General features: G+C 59.6%; 15 protein-coding genes. 9 read left to right on the top strand and 6 right to left on the bottom strand.

Annotated elements, in window-relative coordinates:
* Nucleotides 1–11: 11 nt before the first annotated feature.
* The gene (locus tag AB4X18_RS09135) at nucleotides 12–1,760 is read right to left on the bottom strand and encodes a heparinase II/III family protein (RefSeq protein ID WP_370399788.1); all 1,749 of its coding nucleotides are present in this window, start codon (nucleotides 1,758–1,760) and stop codon (nucleotides 12–14) included.
* Between the two features lie 101 nt (nucleotides 1,761–1,861).
* Nucleotides 1,862–3,130, bottom strand: coding sequence for an RsmB/NOP family class I SAM-dependent RNA methyltransferase (locus AB4X18_RS09130; protein WP_370399787.1), 1,269 nt, complete (start codon nucleotides 3,128–3,130; stop codon nucleotides 1,862–1,864).
* A gap of 73 nt (nucleotides 3,131–3,203) precedes the next feature.
* Between AB4X18_RS09130 and AB4X18_RS09125 the strand changes: the two genes are divergently transcribed.
* Nucleotides 3,204–3,407, top strand: a complete 204-nt coding sequence (locus tag AB4X18_RS09125) for a DUF1674 domain-containing protein (protein ID WP_370399786.1) — start codon at nucleotides 3,204–3,206, stop codon at nucleotides 3,405–3,407.
* Nucleotides 3,408–3,856: 449 nt separating this feature from the next.
* On the opposite strand, the gene dapB is transcribed toward AB4X18_RS09125, so the two are convergent.
* Entirely contained in the window at nucleotides 3,857–4,675 is an 819-nt protein-coding gene (gene dapB, locus AB4X18_RS09120; RefSeq protein ID WP_370399785.1) for a 4-hydroxy-tetrahydrodipicolinate reductase, read from the bottom strand.
* Between the two features lie 90 nt (nucleotides 4,676–4,765).
* Here dapB and rbfA point away from each other — a divergent pair, with 90 nt between their 5' ends.
* From rbfA to rpsO, 7 genes are all read left to right on the top strand, one after another.
* Nucleotides 4,766–5,182 carry a 30S ribosome-binding factor RbfA gene (rbfA, locus tag AB4X18_RS09115; protein WP_370399784.1) on the top strand — a complete coding sequence of 139 codons (417 nt, stop codon included), beginning with the start codon at nucleotides 4,766–4,768 and terminating at the stop codon, nucleotides 5,180–5,182.
* Nucleotides 5,179–5,919 (top strand): phosphodiester glycosidase family protein, encoded by a 741-nt coding sequence (locus AB4X18_RS09110; RefSeq protein WP_370399783.1) that lies wholly within the window; start codon nucleotides 5,179–5,181, stop codon nucleotides 5,917–5,919. Before rbfA ends, AB4X18_RS09110 begins: the two co-directional genes overlap by 4 nt.
* A gap of 57 nt (nucleotides 5,920–5,976) precedes the next feature.
* Complete coding sequence (gene truB, locus AB4X18_RS09105) at nucleotides 5,977–6,891, top strand: tRNA pseudouridine(55) synthase TruB (RefSeq protein ID WP_370399782.1); 915 nt, start codon at nucleotides 5,977–5,979, stop codon at nucleotides 6,889–6,891.
* A gap of 360 nt (nucleotides 6,892–7,251) precedes the next feature.
* Entirely contained in the window at nucleotides 7,252–7,740 is a 489-nt protein-coding gene (locus tag AB4X18_RS09100; protein WP_370399781.1) for a hypothetical protein, read from the top strand.
* Between the two features lie 84 nt (nucleotides 7,741–7,824).
* Nucleotides 7,825–8,343, top strand: a complete 519-nt coding sequence (locus tag AB4X18_RS09095) for a DUF1643 domain-containing protein (RefSeq protein WP_370399780.1) — start codon at nucleotides 7,825–7,827, stop codon at nucleotides 8,341–8,343.
* 97 nt (nucleotides 8,344–8,440) lie between these two features.
* Nucleotides 8,441–9,436 carry a calcium-binding protein gene (locus AB4X18_RS09090; protein ID WP_370399779.1) on the top strand — a complete coding sequence of 332 codons (996 nt, stop codon included), beginning with the start codon at nucleotides 8,441–8,443 and terminating at the stop codon, nucleotides 9,434–9,436.
* 167 nt (nucleotides 9,437–9,603) lie between these two features.
* The gene (rpsO, locus tag AB4X18_RS09085) at nucleotides 9,604–9,873 is read left to right on the top strand and encodes a 30S ribosomal protein S15 (RefSeq protein ID WP_037906963.1); all 270 of its coding nucleotides are present in this window, start codon (nucleotides 9,604–9,606) and stop codon (nucleotides 9,871–9,873) included.
* A 209-nt stretch (nucleotides 9,874–10,082) separates the two neighbouring features.
* Here rpsO and AB4X18_RS09080 read toward each other — a convergent pair whose 3' ends face one another.
* Nucleotides 10,083–10,412 (bottom strand): hypothetical protein, encoded by a 330-nt coding sequence (locus tag AB4X18_RS09080; protein ID WP_370399778.1) that lies wholly within the window; start codon nucleotides 10,410–10,412, stop codon nucleotides 10,083–10,085.
* A gap of 2 nt (nucleotides 10,413–10,414) precedes the next feature.
* A complete protein-coding gene (locus tag AB4X18_RS09075; protein WP_370399777.1) occupies nucleotides 10,415–12,019 on the bottom strand; it encodes a phage minor head protein in 1,605 nt (534 codons plus the stop codon).
* Nucleotides 12,020–12,306: 287 nt separating this feature from the next.
* On the opposite strand from AB4X18_RS09075, the gene AB4X18_RS09070 reads away from it, so the two are divergent.
* Nucleotides 12,307–12,939, top strand: coding sequence for a tyrosine-type recombinase/integrase (locus AB4X18_RS09070; RefSeq protein ID WP_370399776.1), 633 nt, complete (start codon nucleotides 12,307–12,309; stop codon nucleotides 12,937–12,939).
* A 166-nt stretch (nucleotides 12,940–13,105) separates the two neighbouring features.
* Here the strand turns inward: AB4X18_RS09070 and AB4X18_RS09065 are convergent, their stop codons facing one another.
* On the bottom strand, nucleotides 13,106–13,846 hold the full coding sequence (locus AB4X18_RS09065) for an alpha/beta fold hydrolase (protein WP_370399775.1): 741 nt from the start codon (nucleotides 13,844–13,846) through the stop codon (nucleotides 13,106–13,108).
* Between the last annotated feature and the right edge of the window lie 324 nt (nucleotides 13,847–14,170).

The raw sequence follows: 14,170 nt of genomic DNA, 5'->3' as shown, positions 1-14,170 counted from the left end.
CATCCTTGTGGTCAGTCTGGGTCGGTATAAAGATCATCCGTCTGGAGATCACGCAGGCCAATCGCAGTTTCCTGCGCCTTGGACAAGGACCACCTGACCCGTGTGTTGTAGTTGAAGGTCGTCCCTGACAACACGATCTGTTGCGCCGCCCGCGGCTTCAAGCGATTACTTTCGAGGTAAACCCCCGGTTCCAAACGCAAATCGTGGGCACCATCATGCCGGAACACCCATATTTCCCCGCTGCGCAGCGCCATCGACACCGCAGCCCCGCCCAGATCAAGCGTCGCATCCACATCCGGATGCAAATGGAAGCGGATGTTGAAGCCCAGCCCTTGCAACTTGCCCGCGTCAAGTGCGCGGTCAAATCGGCGCTTGTCCGCCTCCGCGAGGGCCAGCATCATGTCTTCCCCCGCCAGCCCGCGCCCATCCTGTGTCAATTCCAACCGCCGCGCATGGGTGATCCCGTGGCTGACCAGGTACCCATCGTGCCCGCCCTGAAAACAGATGCCATCAGACACCGGTGTGATCTCCACCGGGACATGTCGCGGCCCCTCGATCAGCGCCTCTTCTCCGGTATACCGATCCGGATCGGCCAGCCGGGCGCTGGACCGATTACCAAGACACAACGTCGAATGCGACGGCGTCGCGCGTCCCGCCCGTCGCCAGTCCAGACCGAAAGCCGCGCCGGATCCGCAGTTCACGATCAACGGCCGCCGTCCAGACGTCAGTTCAAACGCAAGTGTGGATGCATGGGCTTTGGCGGAGCCTTCACCGGTCGGCGGCGGATCGGCATCGATGATCACACTGGTGCGCCCTGCCGACAGACGTGCAAAACCCATTGCCAATCCGTCAGGCTGAAGCGTCTTCACCATGGAAGCGGCCAGCGCGTGATCCAGCCAACCTTCTGCCCCGCGCCCGCCGCCATGAAACCGGGCAAGGCCGCCATCGGCATGGCGCAGGCTGCGCAAAGTGGGGGCAATGCGCTGGATCGCCTCCAGGTGCGGCTTCGGTGTACCACGCCCGGCATCGCTCAAGGCGGCTGCCGCCCAGGTCAGCAGCGTGAAGACCCCGAGCAGTTCTTCGGGATTGCGCGTTGGTACACCGCCCTGTTCATCGATCTGCGTGGCACATTCGCGGGCCAGCGCCTGAATCGCAGGTTCCGCCAGCGCCTCCTGCCCTTCAAGCGCAAGGCCCGCGTAAATCAATCCGGTCAAAGCCTCGAACCTGGGTAAACCGGGCGCCGCCGCCTTCCACCGCCGCGACAGGAAAACCGTTTGCTGTTCGAGCGAACGATAAAAGGACCTGCTTTCGTCCGATTCCACCCCGCGCAGCACGAAAATCGCATGATTGATCCAGCGGATCAGCCGCCTGCCTGTCAGGTTCGGGGTCCAACCCGGCCCGTTGCCCTTCCCGTAAGTATCGATCCAGCCCCAAAGCCACGCCTGCGCCGCCTCCCGCGCGGGCAGATCGCCAACCGCCGCGAGATCATCCATCCAGGCAAATCCATGCAGTTCCGCCGCATATGCCGCGTTCGGCACATCAACCTGCCACAGTGTCTTTTCCGGCGCGTTGATCAATGTCCCTGAAAAAAGATAGTTCCCGGCGATCAACTGGCGTCCCCGGGCAAACGATCCGATCGTGCGGGGTTCCGGGGAAGACACGAAACCCTTCACATGCGCGCGGGTGCGGACCGCAGCACGGGCGTGCCACAGATCAAGAAGGCGCGTTCCGCGCGCTTTCAGTCTGGTCATCGAAGTCATTTGTCGCTGCCCTTGACGCTCTGTCGGCGTTTCGCAGCAGTCTAGCCCGAGTAAGCCGGGGAGTCACCGTCTTTCAGCACGGCCTCCGGCAATCGGCGAAATCAGCCTGCCTTGCGCAGCAACGCGATGTAGAAGCCATCCATGCCACCCTTGTCCGCCCAATAGTCGGGGCGCAAGCGAACCCCTCCTTCGGCGCTGCGCCACGCGGGGTCCACGCCCGGCAGGTCTATAGTTTCAACATGCATGTCGTCATGCCGTACCAATGCCTCTTCGACCTGCACTTCGCCTTCATCTGGCAGCAGGCTACAGGTACAAAACACCATGCGTCCGCCGGGCTTTAACAGTGTCCACGCATGATCCAGCAGCTCCGTCTGCAACGCGATCAGCGCGCCGAAGTCATCACCGTTCTTTGCGAAGGGAAGATCGGGGTGGCGCCGTATCGTGCCCGTCGCAGAACAGGGGGCATCCAGCAATATCGCATCAAAGCTATCTTTGACCTGCCGCGCATCCATCACCCTCAAATCGGCCTGCAACCCGGTCCTTTTGAGGTTCTCCCGCACCCGCGCCATGCGCCCGTCCGACGTATCAACCGCTGTCACGCGCGCACCCGCCGCCGCCATTTGCATGGTCTTGCCGCCTGGTGCGGCGCACAGATCAAGCGCGGACTCGTCCTTTTGCGGATTTAGCATCCGCACCGGCAAGGCCGCTGCAGCATCCTGCACCCACCAGTCCCCTGTATCGTACCCCGGCAGGGCCGAAACCTGACCAGCCTGCGCCAACCGCACAGTGCCTGTGGGCAGCAGCACGCCGCCCAGCGTTTCCGCCAGCGCCCCGGCGTCCCCTTTCGCGGTCAGATCAAGCGGCGCGCCTGCGAAGTGCGCTTGTTCCATCGCCGCCATCGCATCAGCACCCCATGCCTCCACCAAAGGCCCCCGCAGCCACTTCGGCAACCTTGGTGCGCGCAAAATGCCCCATGCCTCTGGTCCGCTTGCCGCGATCTTGCGCAATACCGCATTCACCAGCCCCTTGAGGTGCCCCAGGCGCTTGTGCTGCGACACAATCGTGACCATCGCATTCACCACCCCATGCGCAGCACCGCCTTGGCACAGCTCGACTGTGCCCAGACGCAGCACATTGCGCACAGTCAATGGCGGCTGCTTTTTGAGGTGCTTTTGCAAGAGCCGATCGGCACGCTCCATTCCACGCAAGGTTTCCAACGCCAACCTCTGTGCGCGCGCCCGATCATCGGGCGGCAGTTTATCCAGCGCCCTCGCTGCCAACAGTTCCGACATGAGGCGCGGGTCATCTCCCGTGATCTGGTCAAGCAACCAGACGGCCGATCTGCGGGCCTGAACGCCGGTATCGGCCATTGTGCTGTCCTTTGGGTTGTTCTGCGGTATCGGCGGCGTATATCAAAGGCACCAGCCGCTCAAGAGGACAGATATGACGGATGATCAGGCGCCAGACCCCAAGCCTCAGGCCACGCGCGACTTGCCTCCGGCCGCAAAGCGGGCGTTGGCCGAAGCGGCAGAGCGACGCAAAAAGGCGGCAGACCTGAACCTGCCACCTGAAAAAGGCGGGCGCGACGGGCCGGAACCAGTCCGCTATGGTGATTGGGAAAAGAAGGGTATCGCGATCGACTTTTAACGCAGTCGGAAATCTGCGGATTGACCCGTGCCACGGTCAGACGTGATCCGCACCTGCGCGCCATTCGCTTTGACTTCCTGGCAATTGTACCCCATATCATCGCCGCCCCATTCAAGCGTGCGGCAAAGATAACCATCCTTCCACTGCCATTGGCCACTGACGGGCCAAGTTGCCCCCTTGCCGGAGATCTGACCGTTTGGGCTGACCTGCAGTTTAACCAAGGGCCGTGTGAGTGTCTTCCCACTGACCAAGGCGATGAAGTCTGCTCGGCTTTCTACCCTTTGAAAGTCCGCAAGGGCAGGCGCACCGCATATGACTGTCGCGAAAATTGCAGTAATAAAAATCTTCATGGCGCACCTCGTCTGGCGTGAGAACACAATAAATACGCGCGATGACAGGCTTTGGTTTCATTTCAGTTGAAGAAAAATAACCGATGCGTGATTTTCCGCCTAGCTGTCGGACAGTCCCAGCACATCCAGCATGTTATAATGCCCCGGTGCGCGCCCCTGGCCCCACAGCGCCGCCTTCAAGGCGCCACGCGCAAAAACGGTCCTGTCCGATGCGACATGACGCAGGATGATCCGTTCACCTGTGGCGGCAAACATCACGTCATGCTCTCCCACGATATCGCCGCCGCGTATGGCGGTAAAACCGATATCACCTTGCTTGCGCGCACCGGTGATCCCGTCGCGTCCCCGGTCCGATACGTCCTTCAAAGCCACCCCGCGCCCTTCCGCGGCCGCCTCACCCAGCATCAATGCCGTGCCAGATGGTGCATCCACCTTCTGATTGTGGTGCGCTTCGATGATTTCGATGTCGTAATCGGCATCCAGCGCCGCCGCGACCCGCTTGGTCAACTGCGTCAGCAGGTTGACGCCCAGGCTCATGTTGCCCGCCCGCACGATGACTGTCTCGGATGCCGGTCCTTCAAGCGAGGCGATATCAGCCTCCGACATCCCCGTGGTCCCGATCACATGAACGGCACCCTCCCGTGCGGCAATCGGTGCAAATCCGCAGGTCGCGGCGGGCGCTGTGAAATCAATGACCGCCTGCGCCCCGGCAATCGCGGCCTCCGGATCATCGGTCACTGCAATGCCAAGCGCGGCGCCACCCATAGCTTCGCCGACATCGCGGCCCACCCAGTCGTGGCCTTCACGCTCCAGCACGGCATGAAGGTGGACGCGGTCCGACGCGATCACCTGCGAAATCAACATCTGCCCCATCCGGCCAGAAGCCCCCGTAATGGTTATTCCCGGTGTCTGGGTCATGATCTGCTCCTGTCAAACGCCATCTTGCGCGGTGGTGTAGCCTGCGCAGCCCCCATTGGCAAAGCGCTTGATATTCCCTAGATGGGGGGCATGGCAAAGAACAAGTTTCATGATGGCCCCGGCCCGTCTCAGCGACAACTGCGTGTGGGCGAAACCATTCGCCGCGCGCTGTCTGAAGTGCTGGCGCGGGGCGATGTGCACGACCCGGACCTGAACCGGATGTCGATCACCGTCGGAGAAGTACGCACCTCTCCCGATCTCAAGATCGCGACCGCCTATGTGCTGCCCCTGGGCGGCGAAGGGCAGGACGAAGTGCTGCAGCTTCTGGCCCGCAACAAGGGTGAACTGCGACGGATGCTGTCAAGGAAGCTGACGCTGAAATTTGCCCCTGACCTGCGGTTTCGCCTCGACGAAACCTTTGACCAGATGGACCAGACCCGCCGGATGCTTTCAGAGGAGCGGGTTCGGCGCGATGCCGATGCCCCCGATGAGGTGCCGGAGGAATGAAATGGTTCGCCGCCCTTCCGGTGGCGCTGCTGTTCGCCACACCTGCACTGGCGGTGGAGTGTCGTGTCGACACGTTCGAAAGCGACCCCTACACCATTTGCGAGGTCGACGTGACCCGCGATGCACTCATGCTTTTTCTGGACAATGAGGCGGGCGAAAATTTCGGCTATTTCAGCACTATTGATGACGCGCTGGCGATGCATGGAAAACGGCTCGGCTTTGCGATGAACGCTGGCATGTACCATGATGATCGCGCGCCCGTGGGTCTCTACATCGAGAACGGCGTGCAGGTGCAGCGCCTGATCACCTCCGAAGGGCCTGGAAACTTCGGCCTCCTGCCGAATGGTGTTCTTTGCTTGCGCAAGGGCCGCGCAGACGTCTTTGAAACCCGGCGCTTCGCCGCCGAGCAACCGCAGTGCCATTCCGCGACGCAATCCGGCCCGATGTTGGTGATCGACGGTGCGCTGCATCCGCGCTTTCTGCCCGACAGCACCTCACGCTTCATCCGCAACGGCGTCGGAACCAGCACGGATGGAACGCGCGCAGTCTTCGCCATTTCCAACACCACCGTGAATTTTGACAGCTTCGGCCGTCTGTTTCGCGACCACCTGAAGATCGACAACGCGCTTTATTTCGATGGCAAGGTCTCTCGCATCCGCGCGCCCGACCTTGGCCGCGACGATACGGGCTGGACACCACTTGGCCCGATCATCGGAGTGGTGGAGCCCGCCGAATAAGGATTGCGCCCCGGCGCATCTTTGATAGGACGCCGCGAAACCGCAGGGGGACATTCCATGGCACGCAAACGCAAGGGCCGCGATATTTCGGGCTGGCTGATCGTCGACAAACCTGCCGGGCTTACCTCGACGGCCGTGGTCAACAAGGTCCGCTGGGCCTTGGACGCGAAGAAAGCAGGCCATGCAGGCACGCTTGATCCCGATGCCACCGGCGTGCTTGCCATCGCTTTGGGCGAGGCCACCAAAACCGTGCCCTTCATCACCGACGCGATGAAAGCCTACACCTTTACCATCCGCCTTGGACAGGCCACCAATACTGATGATGCCGAAGGCGAGGTCATCGCCACTTCCGATGCGCGCCCCGATGATGCCACGATCAAGGACGCGCTGGCCGCATTCATAGGAGACATCGAACAGGTTCCGCCCCAGTTTTCTGCGGTCAAGATCGATGGGCAGCGCGCCTACAAGAAGGCCCGCGATGGCGAGGAGATGACCCTCGCCGCGCGACCCCTGTTCGTGGAAAGCCTGTTGCTGACCGATCGCCCCGACGCCGATCATGTGGAACTTGAGATGGTTTGTGGCAAAGGTGGTTATGTCCGCTCCATCGCGCGCGATCTGGGCGCGGCACTGGGGTGTCATGCGCACGTCCGGCAGTTGCGCCGCATCTGGTCCGGGCCCTTCGATGCGGAAGACGGTCTGACGCTGGATCAGATCGACGCGTTGGCGCGCACGCCGGAACTGGACACCCATCTGCGCCCGCTTGAGGAAGGGTTGCAAGACCTGCCGCAAGTCACCGCAACCGCCGAAGGCGCATCCCGCCTGCGCAATGGCAATCCCGGCATGGTCATTGGCAGGGATGTCGAATACGGCGATGAATGTTGGGCGTCATTCGACGGGCACGCCGTGGCAGTCGGGCGTTTCAAGGCGGGGGAATTGCATCCGTCGCGGGTATTTGCGCGACCCCGTTCCTAGGATGGCATCGCTGTGCCAGTGGAAAGGCCGACGGGGCGGCGGTATGACGGTATTCGGCCCCTCATTCACCCGAGGTTTTTAGAACCATTTGGAAGAAGGGCTCACCGACGCCCCATTGTTCGTTTGGTTTTTGGACCAAATGGTTCCGATTCTATGCGGTGGTGTTCCCGGCCGGTATTTCAGTTTGTTTCAAACTGACATTTGCCTCACAGCTATGGCACTGCTGGAGCCGCTTTGTTTCAGAAATTGTTTCAATCAGAGGCCGGGCCGTCATGCCTGCGTGATGCCCCTGTTCACGTGGAGCGGCATGGCCCATCTGGAATGCAACACCACCGCAACCCCAAACGGAGAAACGATAAAATGACACGCACCATCATGACGCTGCTCAGCGCAGGCGCCCTTGCAACAGTTGCCTTTGATGCCTTCGGCCAAGGGATCAGCCCGCTTTTGGGGTATGCAAAACTCGCCCCCGTCGGCTTGGCCAGTTCCACCCTCAAACAGGTTTTCGGCGCGTCGCCGTCCGGCGCGGCCTATCTGGTGCACACGCTGACCGGTCTGATCGCCTACACGTTGGGATATTTCCTGATCGCCCGTCCCGTCCAATGCACCCTGCTGCCGAACCTGCACTGGAGCATCACGGCGGCAGCCTATGGTATCGCATTGTGGGTCTTTGCACTGTTCATCATGGCGCATCTGGTGGCAGGCATGCCCGCCTTTCTGGGTTTCACAGGCATTACCTGGGTCGCGCTTGTTGGCCACGTAATTTTCGCACTGGTCGCCGCCGCAGTGATCGAGGGGCAAGGCGCGCGGTTCGACGTTCCGCGCCGCCGCCAGATCGCGCTGGGCTAAGCCAAGCTGGCAACGACCGCCGCCCGTCAAGCAGGGCGGCGGTTTTCGTTTGCGGGCGAGGAGCTGCAATGGCACCTATGCACCATGATCACCCGGCATCATACCAGCGGCGACACGGTTTCAACCGCGCTCTACTCTGCCTGTGAACAATACCGCTATGGCCTGACCCGGTCATGGGACACCGCAGGCCCGCGCGTGATGTTCGTCATGCTCAACCCCTCCACCGCGACGGAAGAGCGCAACGACCCGACCATCGAACGCTGCGAACGCCGGGCGCGCGCCTTGGGAGCAGGCAGCTTCGAAATTGCCAATCTCTTCGCGTTCCGCGCCACCGACCCGCGCGACCTGCGCCGCGCAGCAGATCCGAATGGCCCGGACAACGACGCGGTCTTGCACCAATCCACGCGGCGCGCGGACCAGATCATCGCCGCCTGGGGCGTGCACGGCACCCACCGCAATCGCGCGCAGGAAGTCCTGTCATTGTTGGCTGCCGGCAAGACGCCGCTTTTTCATCTGGGACTGACCAAACACGGCCACCCGCGACACCCGCTCTACCTGCCCTACAGCCAGCAACCGATGGCCTGGATCGTAAGCCCGCTTTAACTAGTTTACCGAAATCCCTTTGCATCAGATGTTTGCTTGTGGCCCTTTGTTGGTGGTGAACTGCGTGCTGCATTCACATTCACGAAGGGTGTGACGGATGTTTCTTCTGGCAGGTTTGATGGGTCTGATGGCCGTGAGCGCCGTCGCCTACGTGGAGATCACCTCCGAGGAAGAACCGGATGACGATAACGCAGAAGCCCAGCAACAGCTGGCCGAAGAAAGCAGTGACAAACCCGTCATCGACCTGATCACCGGCACTGACATGAACGATGTCCTGTCAGGAAGTGACGGGATGGATCGGATCGCAGGCGGAGAAGGCGATGATCTGCTGAGCGGCGACAAAGGCGATGACGAAGCGCGCGGCGGCACCGGCAACGATGTCCTCGCTGGGGGTGCAGGAAACGACAGCCTGCATGGCGACGATACCCTGCTGGGCGGTGACGCAGATGACTGGCTGGCCGGACACAACGGCGCCGATACGCTGGACGGATCAGCGGGTAACGACACGATGCAAGGTTCAGCCGACGACGATCTGCTGTTCGGTGGCGCAGGCGATGACGCCCTGCAGGGGGGATTGCACGACGATACGCTTTCAGGCGGCCTTGGCGAGGATGTATTGTTCGGAGGTTGGGGGGATGACGTGATCGATGGCCTTTTCTTGGAAGCACCTGATATCGACGCGACCACGGATGCATCCCCGACACCCGATCTTGCCGACATAGATCAGGGGGATTTCCTGAACGGAGGCGGCGGTGCAGACACGATCCTTGCCGGAAACGATGATACGGTGACCGCAGGCACTGGGGCCGATGACATCATACTCGGCGAATGGCTGAACTCCGGCCAGCAAGCACAGATCCTTGACTATGAGCCACAGGAGGATTCAATCCTCTTCGTCTGGGATGACAGCCAGGACGCCGCAGAAGAGCCCGACGTGCGCCTCGCACCGGACCCGGAAAACGCGGGGCAACTGCAAGTCTGGATGGGTGACAGCATGGTGGCACAGATTGGCGGGGACAGCCCGCTTGAGGATGCCAATATCGCCCTGATCCCGCTCAGCGCGATGCAAGGCCTTGGGCTTGCTGCCGCCTGAAAGCGGGCCACGCGGGCCCTATCGGCAATAACCCTTTGCCAAGCCCGGCAGATTTTCCTATACGCCCCCATCGCGGTTGATTCTTTCCGCCACGATGCCTCCACGGGCCTGTGCTGGACGACATCCCGGCCTGCGCCATTCCTTTAACCTTTGTACAGGAGACCCCGATGTCGATTACGCCAGAAGAAAAAGCACGTGTCATGAAGGAATTCGGCACCAAGGAAGGCGACACCGGTTCGCCAGAAGTCCAGGTTGCCGTGCTCAGCTCGCGCATTGCCACGCTGACCGAACACTTCAAGACCCACAAGAAAGACAACCACGGTCGCCGCGGCCTGCTGAAAATGGTCGCCACGCGCCGCAAGCTGCTCGACTATGTCAAAGGCAAGGACGAAGCGCGCTATCAGGACCTGATCAAGCGTCTGGGCCTGCGCCGATAAGCGGCTTTCCAGTTTCGGAACAGATCAAGCCGCGTCCCTTTGGGGCGCGGTTTTTTCGTGCTGGTCGGGCGCACGGTCTTGCCCGCGGGAAGATCATTGCAGAAGGGCGGCTTTGCGGACGGAGTTAGCTTTCGCTGCGGTCGCACCAATGGCGGCTCTAGGTTGGCAGGGCAGAAACGAATGGGTTTTGACCAAACTTCTCGGTGTTTCTAAGGTTGTTCGGCCCAGACCTTGTAGTCGAACAATGCGCCATCGGTTCTAGCGTATTGGACGGCTTCTCGAACATATGCGGCGGACCGACTAGGGTCGAAGTGATGCATCCAGTGATCATCGTCGCCCGGAAAAGGTTGTGGGGTCACACCGTAACCGTGATTAGGCGCGACTGTTCCACTTTCCGCTCGCGCAACTTCCATGCGCGAAACGCCAAAGCCTCGCATAGCAAGGTATTCGTTGAACACAAGAAGCTCGGCTTCGGAAATCCATTCTGTACCGCCACCGGTTTGTGCCTGGGCTATAAGGTCTTCAAATCGCTCGTTCATGTTCACTCCAGTGGCCGAATGATCTCACCGGGATCATTTTCATTATGATTCAGAGGCAAGTTTCGATTGCTCGTCGCAAACACATTGCCGTTTTCGTCTAGTTTGACCCAATGACCATCTGGTCCCGTCAACAGTCTAACATCCTGTCCTTTGAGGCGACCACGACCTTCGATGAAACCGCTCAGATCGGGACGAGGGTTGGCGATGATATCGTCAATCTGCTCAACATCGTGGCCTTTGAGGCCAATGTAGTCTTGCCCGTCTCCTTTGCTGCCATGGGGCAGGATGTTATTGCCGTCAGGTGTCGTTGTGGTCGCAGGTCGAGAATCAACGATATTCGGCCCTGTCTCTTCTGGGATGGGCGTCGAAATGATGTTGTCGGTGGGATCACCGGGAATAGGCGACGCTGTGTTGTTCGGTAGGCCCAGTTCTTCAATCGGGTACGTTTCAAGCCATTGCTCGATCCGTTCCGGAGTGAAGCCCGGCAGTTGCCCCAAGCGGCGTTCATCTTCTGTAAGCTCAGGGAAAACCTCGACCCAGCCCTGCGCCAGTTCACCTTCTTGAAGTCGTAAATCCCCGCGCGCGAACGCTGCCCCGGCGGCCTCAATGAAATCCTGTAAAGCGCGCTGCTTTGCGGGGTCGCCGCCCACGCCCGTTTCGAGAATGGTGCCAGGGTTCATCAACTCGTAAAGCGCAGCGGCCTCGGCTCCGACGCGTGCAAATTCGGGGTTCTTGGGCAGGACTGGATACCCGCCGCTACTAATCCCTTCCTGCACGAGGGCATACGCGGTCGCGGCCAGACGGCCTTCGACAGTTGTCAGATCTACCCCTAGTCGCGTGCCTGCCGCATCCACGCGCCGATCACGCATAGCTTCCGTCCAGTCCTGCAACGCATCAGATGCAAGGAGCGCCGCGCCAACGCCACTCAGAGCGCGCAAGCCACGTATCGCGTCAGTTGAATCGAGAGCAGGGACGCCACCTGCCGTAGGCGCAAAATCAGCGAGTACAACATTGCTCTGAACCCCCGGCAAAACAGGTTCGGCATAGCACCGGCAATTGTGTGCCGTGCCGGGATGCCCGCCTTCTGGAGGATTATCCCACCAGAACACGCGGTCATCATATGCAGCGTGACTGTCACGCACCTTGGCATCATCTTGCGAGCGCCAGATATATTGCTCAATCCCGAGGTTTTCTTGTCGGAGTTGGTTGATCAGCCCAGCAAAGGCCCGCAAAAGGCGTTCTTCCATGGTCGTTCGAAGCGGTCGAAGCCGTTGCGGGTGGTTGTGATAGTCGCTGAATATGCTCTCAAGGCGCGCGTCCCACGCACTGAGCACTTCCGTCTTTGCATCGGACACATCTCGCAAATCGGATGCCGAAACAGTTGGCACTGTGTCAGGCGGCGTCAGCGCGTTCAGGAGCATCCGAGTGTTTTCGGAAGTCACCTTGTCGAGGCGTTCACTGAAATCGGCTCGCAAGGCGGAATAGTTTGGGAAAGTCGATTTGAGCGATAGCCCCGCGCGGCGACCAACGATGCGGCCATCGCGCCGTGCGAGAACATAATGGCCGTTGCTGCCGTGTCTGAGGAAGTCGCTGAAACTGTGTTGCATGGAACCTCCAAACACGTGTGGAACAGGTTCTATTCACAATTGGTAAATAGAGCCTAAGACCACCGTTCGCAACGCTCTTGAGGAAAGCAACTCACCCCTCTCGCGTCAGAACTAGACATTCATGCGTTTCCCAGCATCGGTTGAAAAGGGCTCAAACCGGCCAAATGCACTCGCAGAGATACCGCCAGCAAATGCGCCCCAAGAACGGCCATTTAACGTAATGCTATAATCTCAATGTTGGCGCGGTGCTGACATCTGGGTTTGGAGGGAGGATTGGAGGGGAGACAATGCCAAGATTACAACGTCCCGCAGTCACCCCAAAACGCATAATATGGAACAAAGGACGGATTATTGGCCAAAAACGACCGCTGCTTCCCAAACAAGTGTGGGCAATCCGCGGTCGTCACGAACTTGCGGGCTATCCCCGCGACCTTGCGCTGTTCAACGTTGCAATTGACAGCAAGCTACGCGGTTTTGATCTGGTCAAACTCACCGTCAACGATTTGGTTAAAGAGGGTCGCGTTCGCGAACGGGTTTCGGTGGTTCAGAGCAAAACCAAACGACCGGTTCAGTTTGAACTGGCTGAAAACACGCGAGATTTGGTCTTGGCATGGGTTAAATCGCCTGAGATGTTTGCTTGCCAGTTCATGTTGCCGAGCCGTTTCTACGATCGTCCACACATCTCAACACGGCAACACGGTCGGCTCGTCCGTGATTGGGTGACATCTATTGGGTTGGAGCCTAGTGGTTACGGTACTCATTCGCTTGGCCGAACCAAGGCTGTGGAAATCTACCGCAAGACGGGCAACCTTCGCGCTGTGCAGCTTCTGCTCGGCCATACGAAGGTCGATAGCACAGTGCGTTACCTCGGTGTCGAGTTGGAAGATGCCCTGAGTATCGCAGAGCGGATCGACATCTGAGCCTTATTGGCGAGCGGCCTTTGCCGTTCGCCAATTTGAAAGAGACCTTCGGCCATGCCACGGCGAAAACGACGTGCGAGCCCGAAGTGACAGATGCTGCATGGCGCATGAGCGGCCGCTTTACCCGTCGGCCAAAAGGAATTCTGTAGAGGCTTTGGCCTTTCCCTCAAACTCCTTCGACTTCATCAATGAACGACAGCACACGCGAAAGATAATCCTCGGGGGCGTCTTCCCATGCATAGTGCGCGGCACCGGCGATCAATGCAAAGCGGCTGTTGGGCAAAAGCGCATCCAGCTTCTGCGAGTTCTTGACGGAAACGAAGGTATCATATTCGCCGTGCAGGACTTGCACCGGTGTCTCGATCTTCACCACATCCTGTTCGAGGGCGGGTGTCTCATTTGGATAACTGGCAAGAAATCCCGACTGCGCCCGCAGCTTGGCAAATTGTGTGGATCCAGCACGATAGTCAGCTTTCGTCTTGGATGACGGGCGGGTCAGGCGATATCCAATACTGTTGGCTACTGCGCAATACAGACGTCCCCCAATCGGGCCACCTGCCGACAGGATGGCCAATCGGATAAGCCGCGAATACACGAGAGCCCGAAATAGAAGCGCGCCCTCCACTTTGCCCACGGCACCCGCATCCCCAACGGTCGCGGATTTGATCCGGCCTGGCTGATCAGCCATGAACCGCAGGACGGTGGGAGTACCGACGTCAGGTCCGATAAAATGCGGATGGGACAGGTCAAAGTGGTCCAAGATTTTTTCCAGAAAGCGCGCATGTTGGCTGACGGTTGTCACATGCCGCGCAGGCGCAGACCCGCCATGATTTGGCAGATCAACAGCCACAACGTCAAAGGCCTGCGAAAGGCGCTCCCACCAGTGTTCATATGTAAGGATACTCATGGGTTGCGGCGAGGTCAGCAGAAGCTGAGGCAGACCAGAGTTGCGCGCAGCCGCGTATCTGATCTGAATGCCGTCTATCGAACAGAGCTCTAATTTCATCATATTTTACCGATCCGGAGGAGTTGGTTCAGCGTGGCAGAGAGCGGTTTTGAAGAGTGACTTCTCAACATGGGACTGCTACCTTTTTGAAGCTGATTGTTTCGTCAGTTATGGTGGGTTATATAATTTCGGAACATACCGTCCGAAATTAAACTGTCAATACTCTATGAGGTCATACGTTGGACGCAAAACCTGTCCCACCCAAACGTGGACGACCCAAGTCGA

This window comes from Sulfitobacter rhodophyticola, from assembly GCF_041281685.2.
GTDB lineage: Bacteria > Pseudomonadota > Alphaproteobacteria > Rhodobacterales > Rhodobacteraceae > Sulfitobacter.
The sequence above is the reverse complement of the archived record's forward strand: the minus strand, read 5'-3'. Positions and strand labels throughout refer to the sequence as shown.

Excerpts from the sequence above, each read along its gene's own strand:
- AB4X18_RS09135 (WP_370399788.1), bottom strand. The coding sequence starts at position 1,760 with ATGACTTCGATGACCAGACTGAAAGCGCGCGGAACGCGCCTTCTTGAT.
- AB4X18_RS09130 (WP_370399787.1), bottom strand. The coding sequence starts at position 3,130 with ATGGCCGATACCGGCGTTCAGGCCCGCAGATCGGCCGTCTGGTTGCTT.
- AB4X18_RS09125 (WP_370399786.1), top strand. The coding sequence starts at position 3,204 with ATGACGGATGATCAGGCGCCAGACCCCAAGCCTCAGGCCACGCGCGAC.
- dapB (WP_370399785.1), bottom strand. The coding sequence starts at position 4,675 with ATGACCCAGACACCGGGAATAACCATTACGGGGGCTTCTGGCCGGATG.
- rbfA (WP_370399784.1), top strand. The coding sequence starts at position 4,766 with ATGGCAAAGAACAAGTTTCATGATGGCCCCGGCCCGTCTCAGCGACAA.
- AB4X18_RS09110 (WP_370399783.1), top strand. The coding sequence starts at position 5,179 with ATGAAATGGTTCGCCGCCCTTCCGGTGGCGCTGCTGTTCGCCACACCT.
- truB (WP_370399782.1), top strand. The coding sequence starts at position 5,977 with ATGGCACGCAAACGCAAGGGCCGCGATATTTCGGGCTGGCTGATCGTC.
- AB4X18_RS09100 (WP_370399781.1), top strand. The coding sequence starts at position 7,252 with ATGACACGCACCATCATGACGCTGCTCAGCGCAGGCGCCCTTGCAACA.
- AB4X18_RS09095 (WP_370399780.1), top strand. The coding sequence starts at position 7,825 with ATGATCACCCGGCATCATACCAGCGGCGACACGGTTTCAACCGCGCTC.
- AB4X18_RS09090 (WP_370399779.1), top strand. The coding sequence starts at position 8,441 with ATGTTTCTTCTGGCAGGTTTGATGGGTCTGATGGCCGTGAGCGCCGTC.
- rpsO (WP_037906963.1), top strand. The coding sequence starts at position 9,604 with ATGTCGATTACGCCAGAAGAAAAAGCACGTGTCATGAAGGAATTCGGC.
- AB4X18_RS09080 (WP_370399778.1), bottom strand. The coding sequence starts at position 10,412 with ATGAACGAGCGATTTGAAGACCTTATAGCCCAGGCACAAACCGGTGGC.
- AB4X18_RS09075 (WP_370399777.1), bottom strand. The coding sequence starts at position 12,019 with ATGCAACACAGTTTCAGCGACTTCCTCAGACACGGCAGCAACGGCCAT.
- AB4X18_RS09070 (WP_370399776.1), top strand. The coding sequence starts at position 12,307 with ATGCCAAGATTACAACGTCCCGCAGTCACCCCAAAACGCATAATATGG.
- AB4X18_RS09065 (WP_370399775.1), bottom strand. The coding sequence starts at position 13,846 with ATGAGTATCCTTACATATGAACACTGGTGGGAGCGCCTTTCGCAGGCC.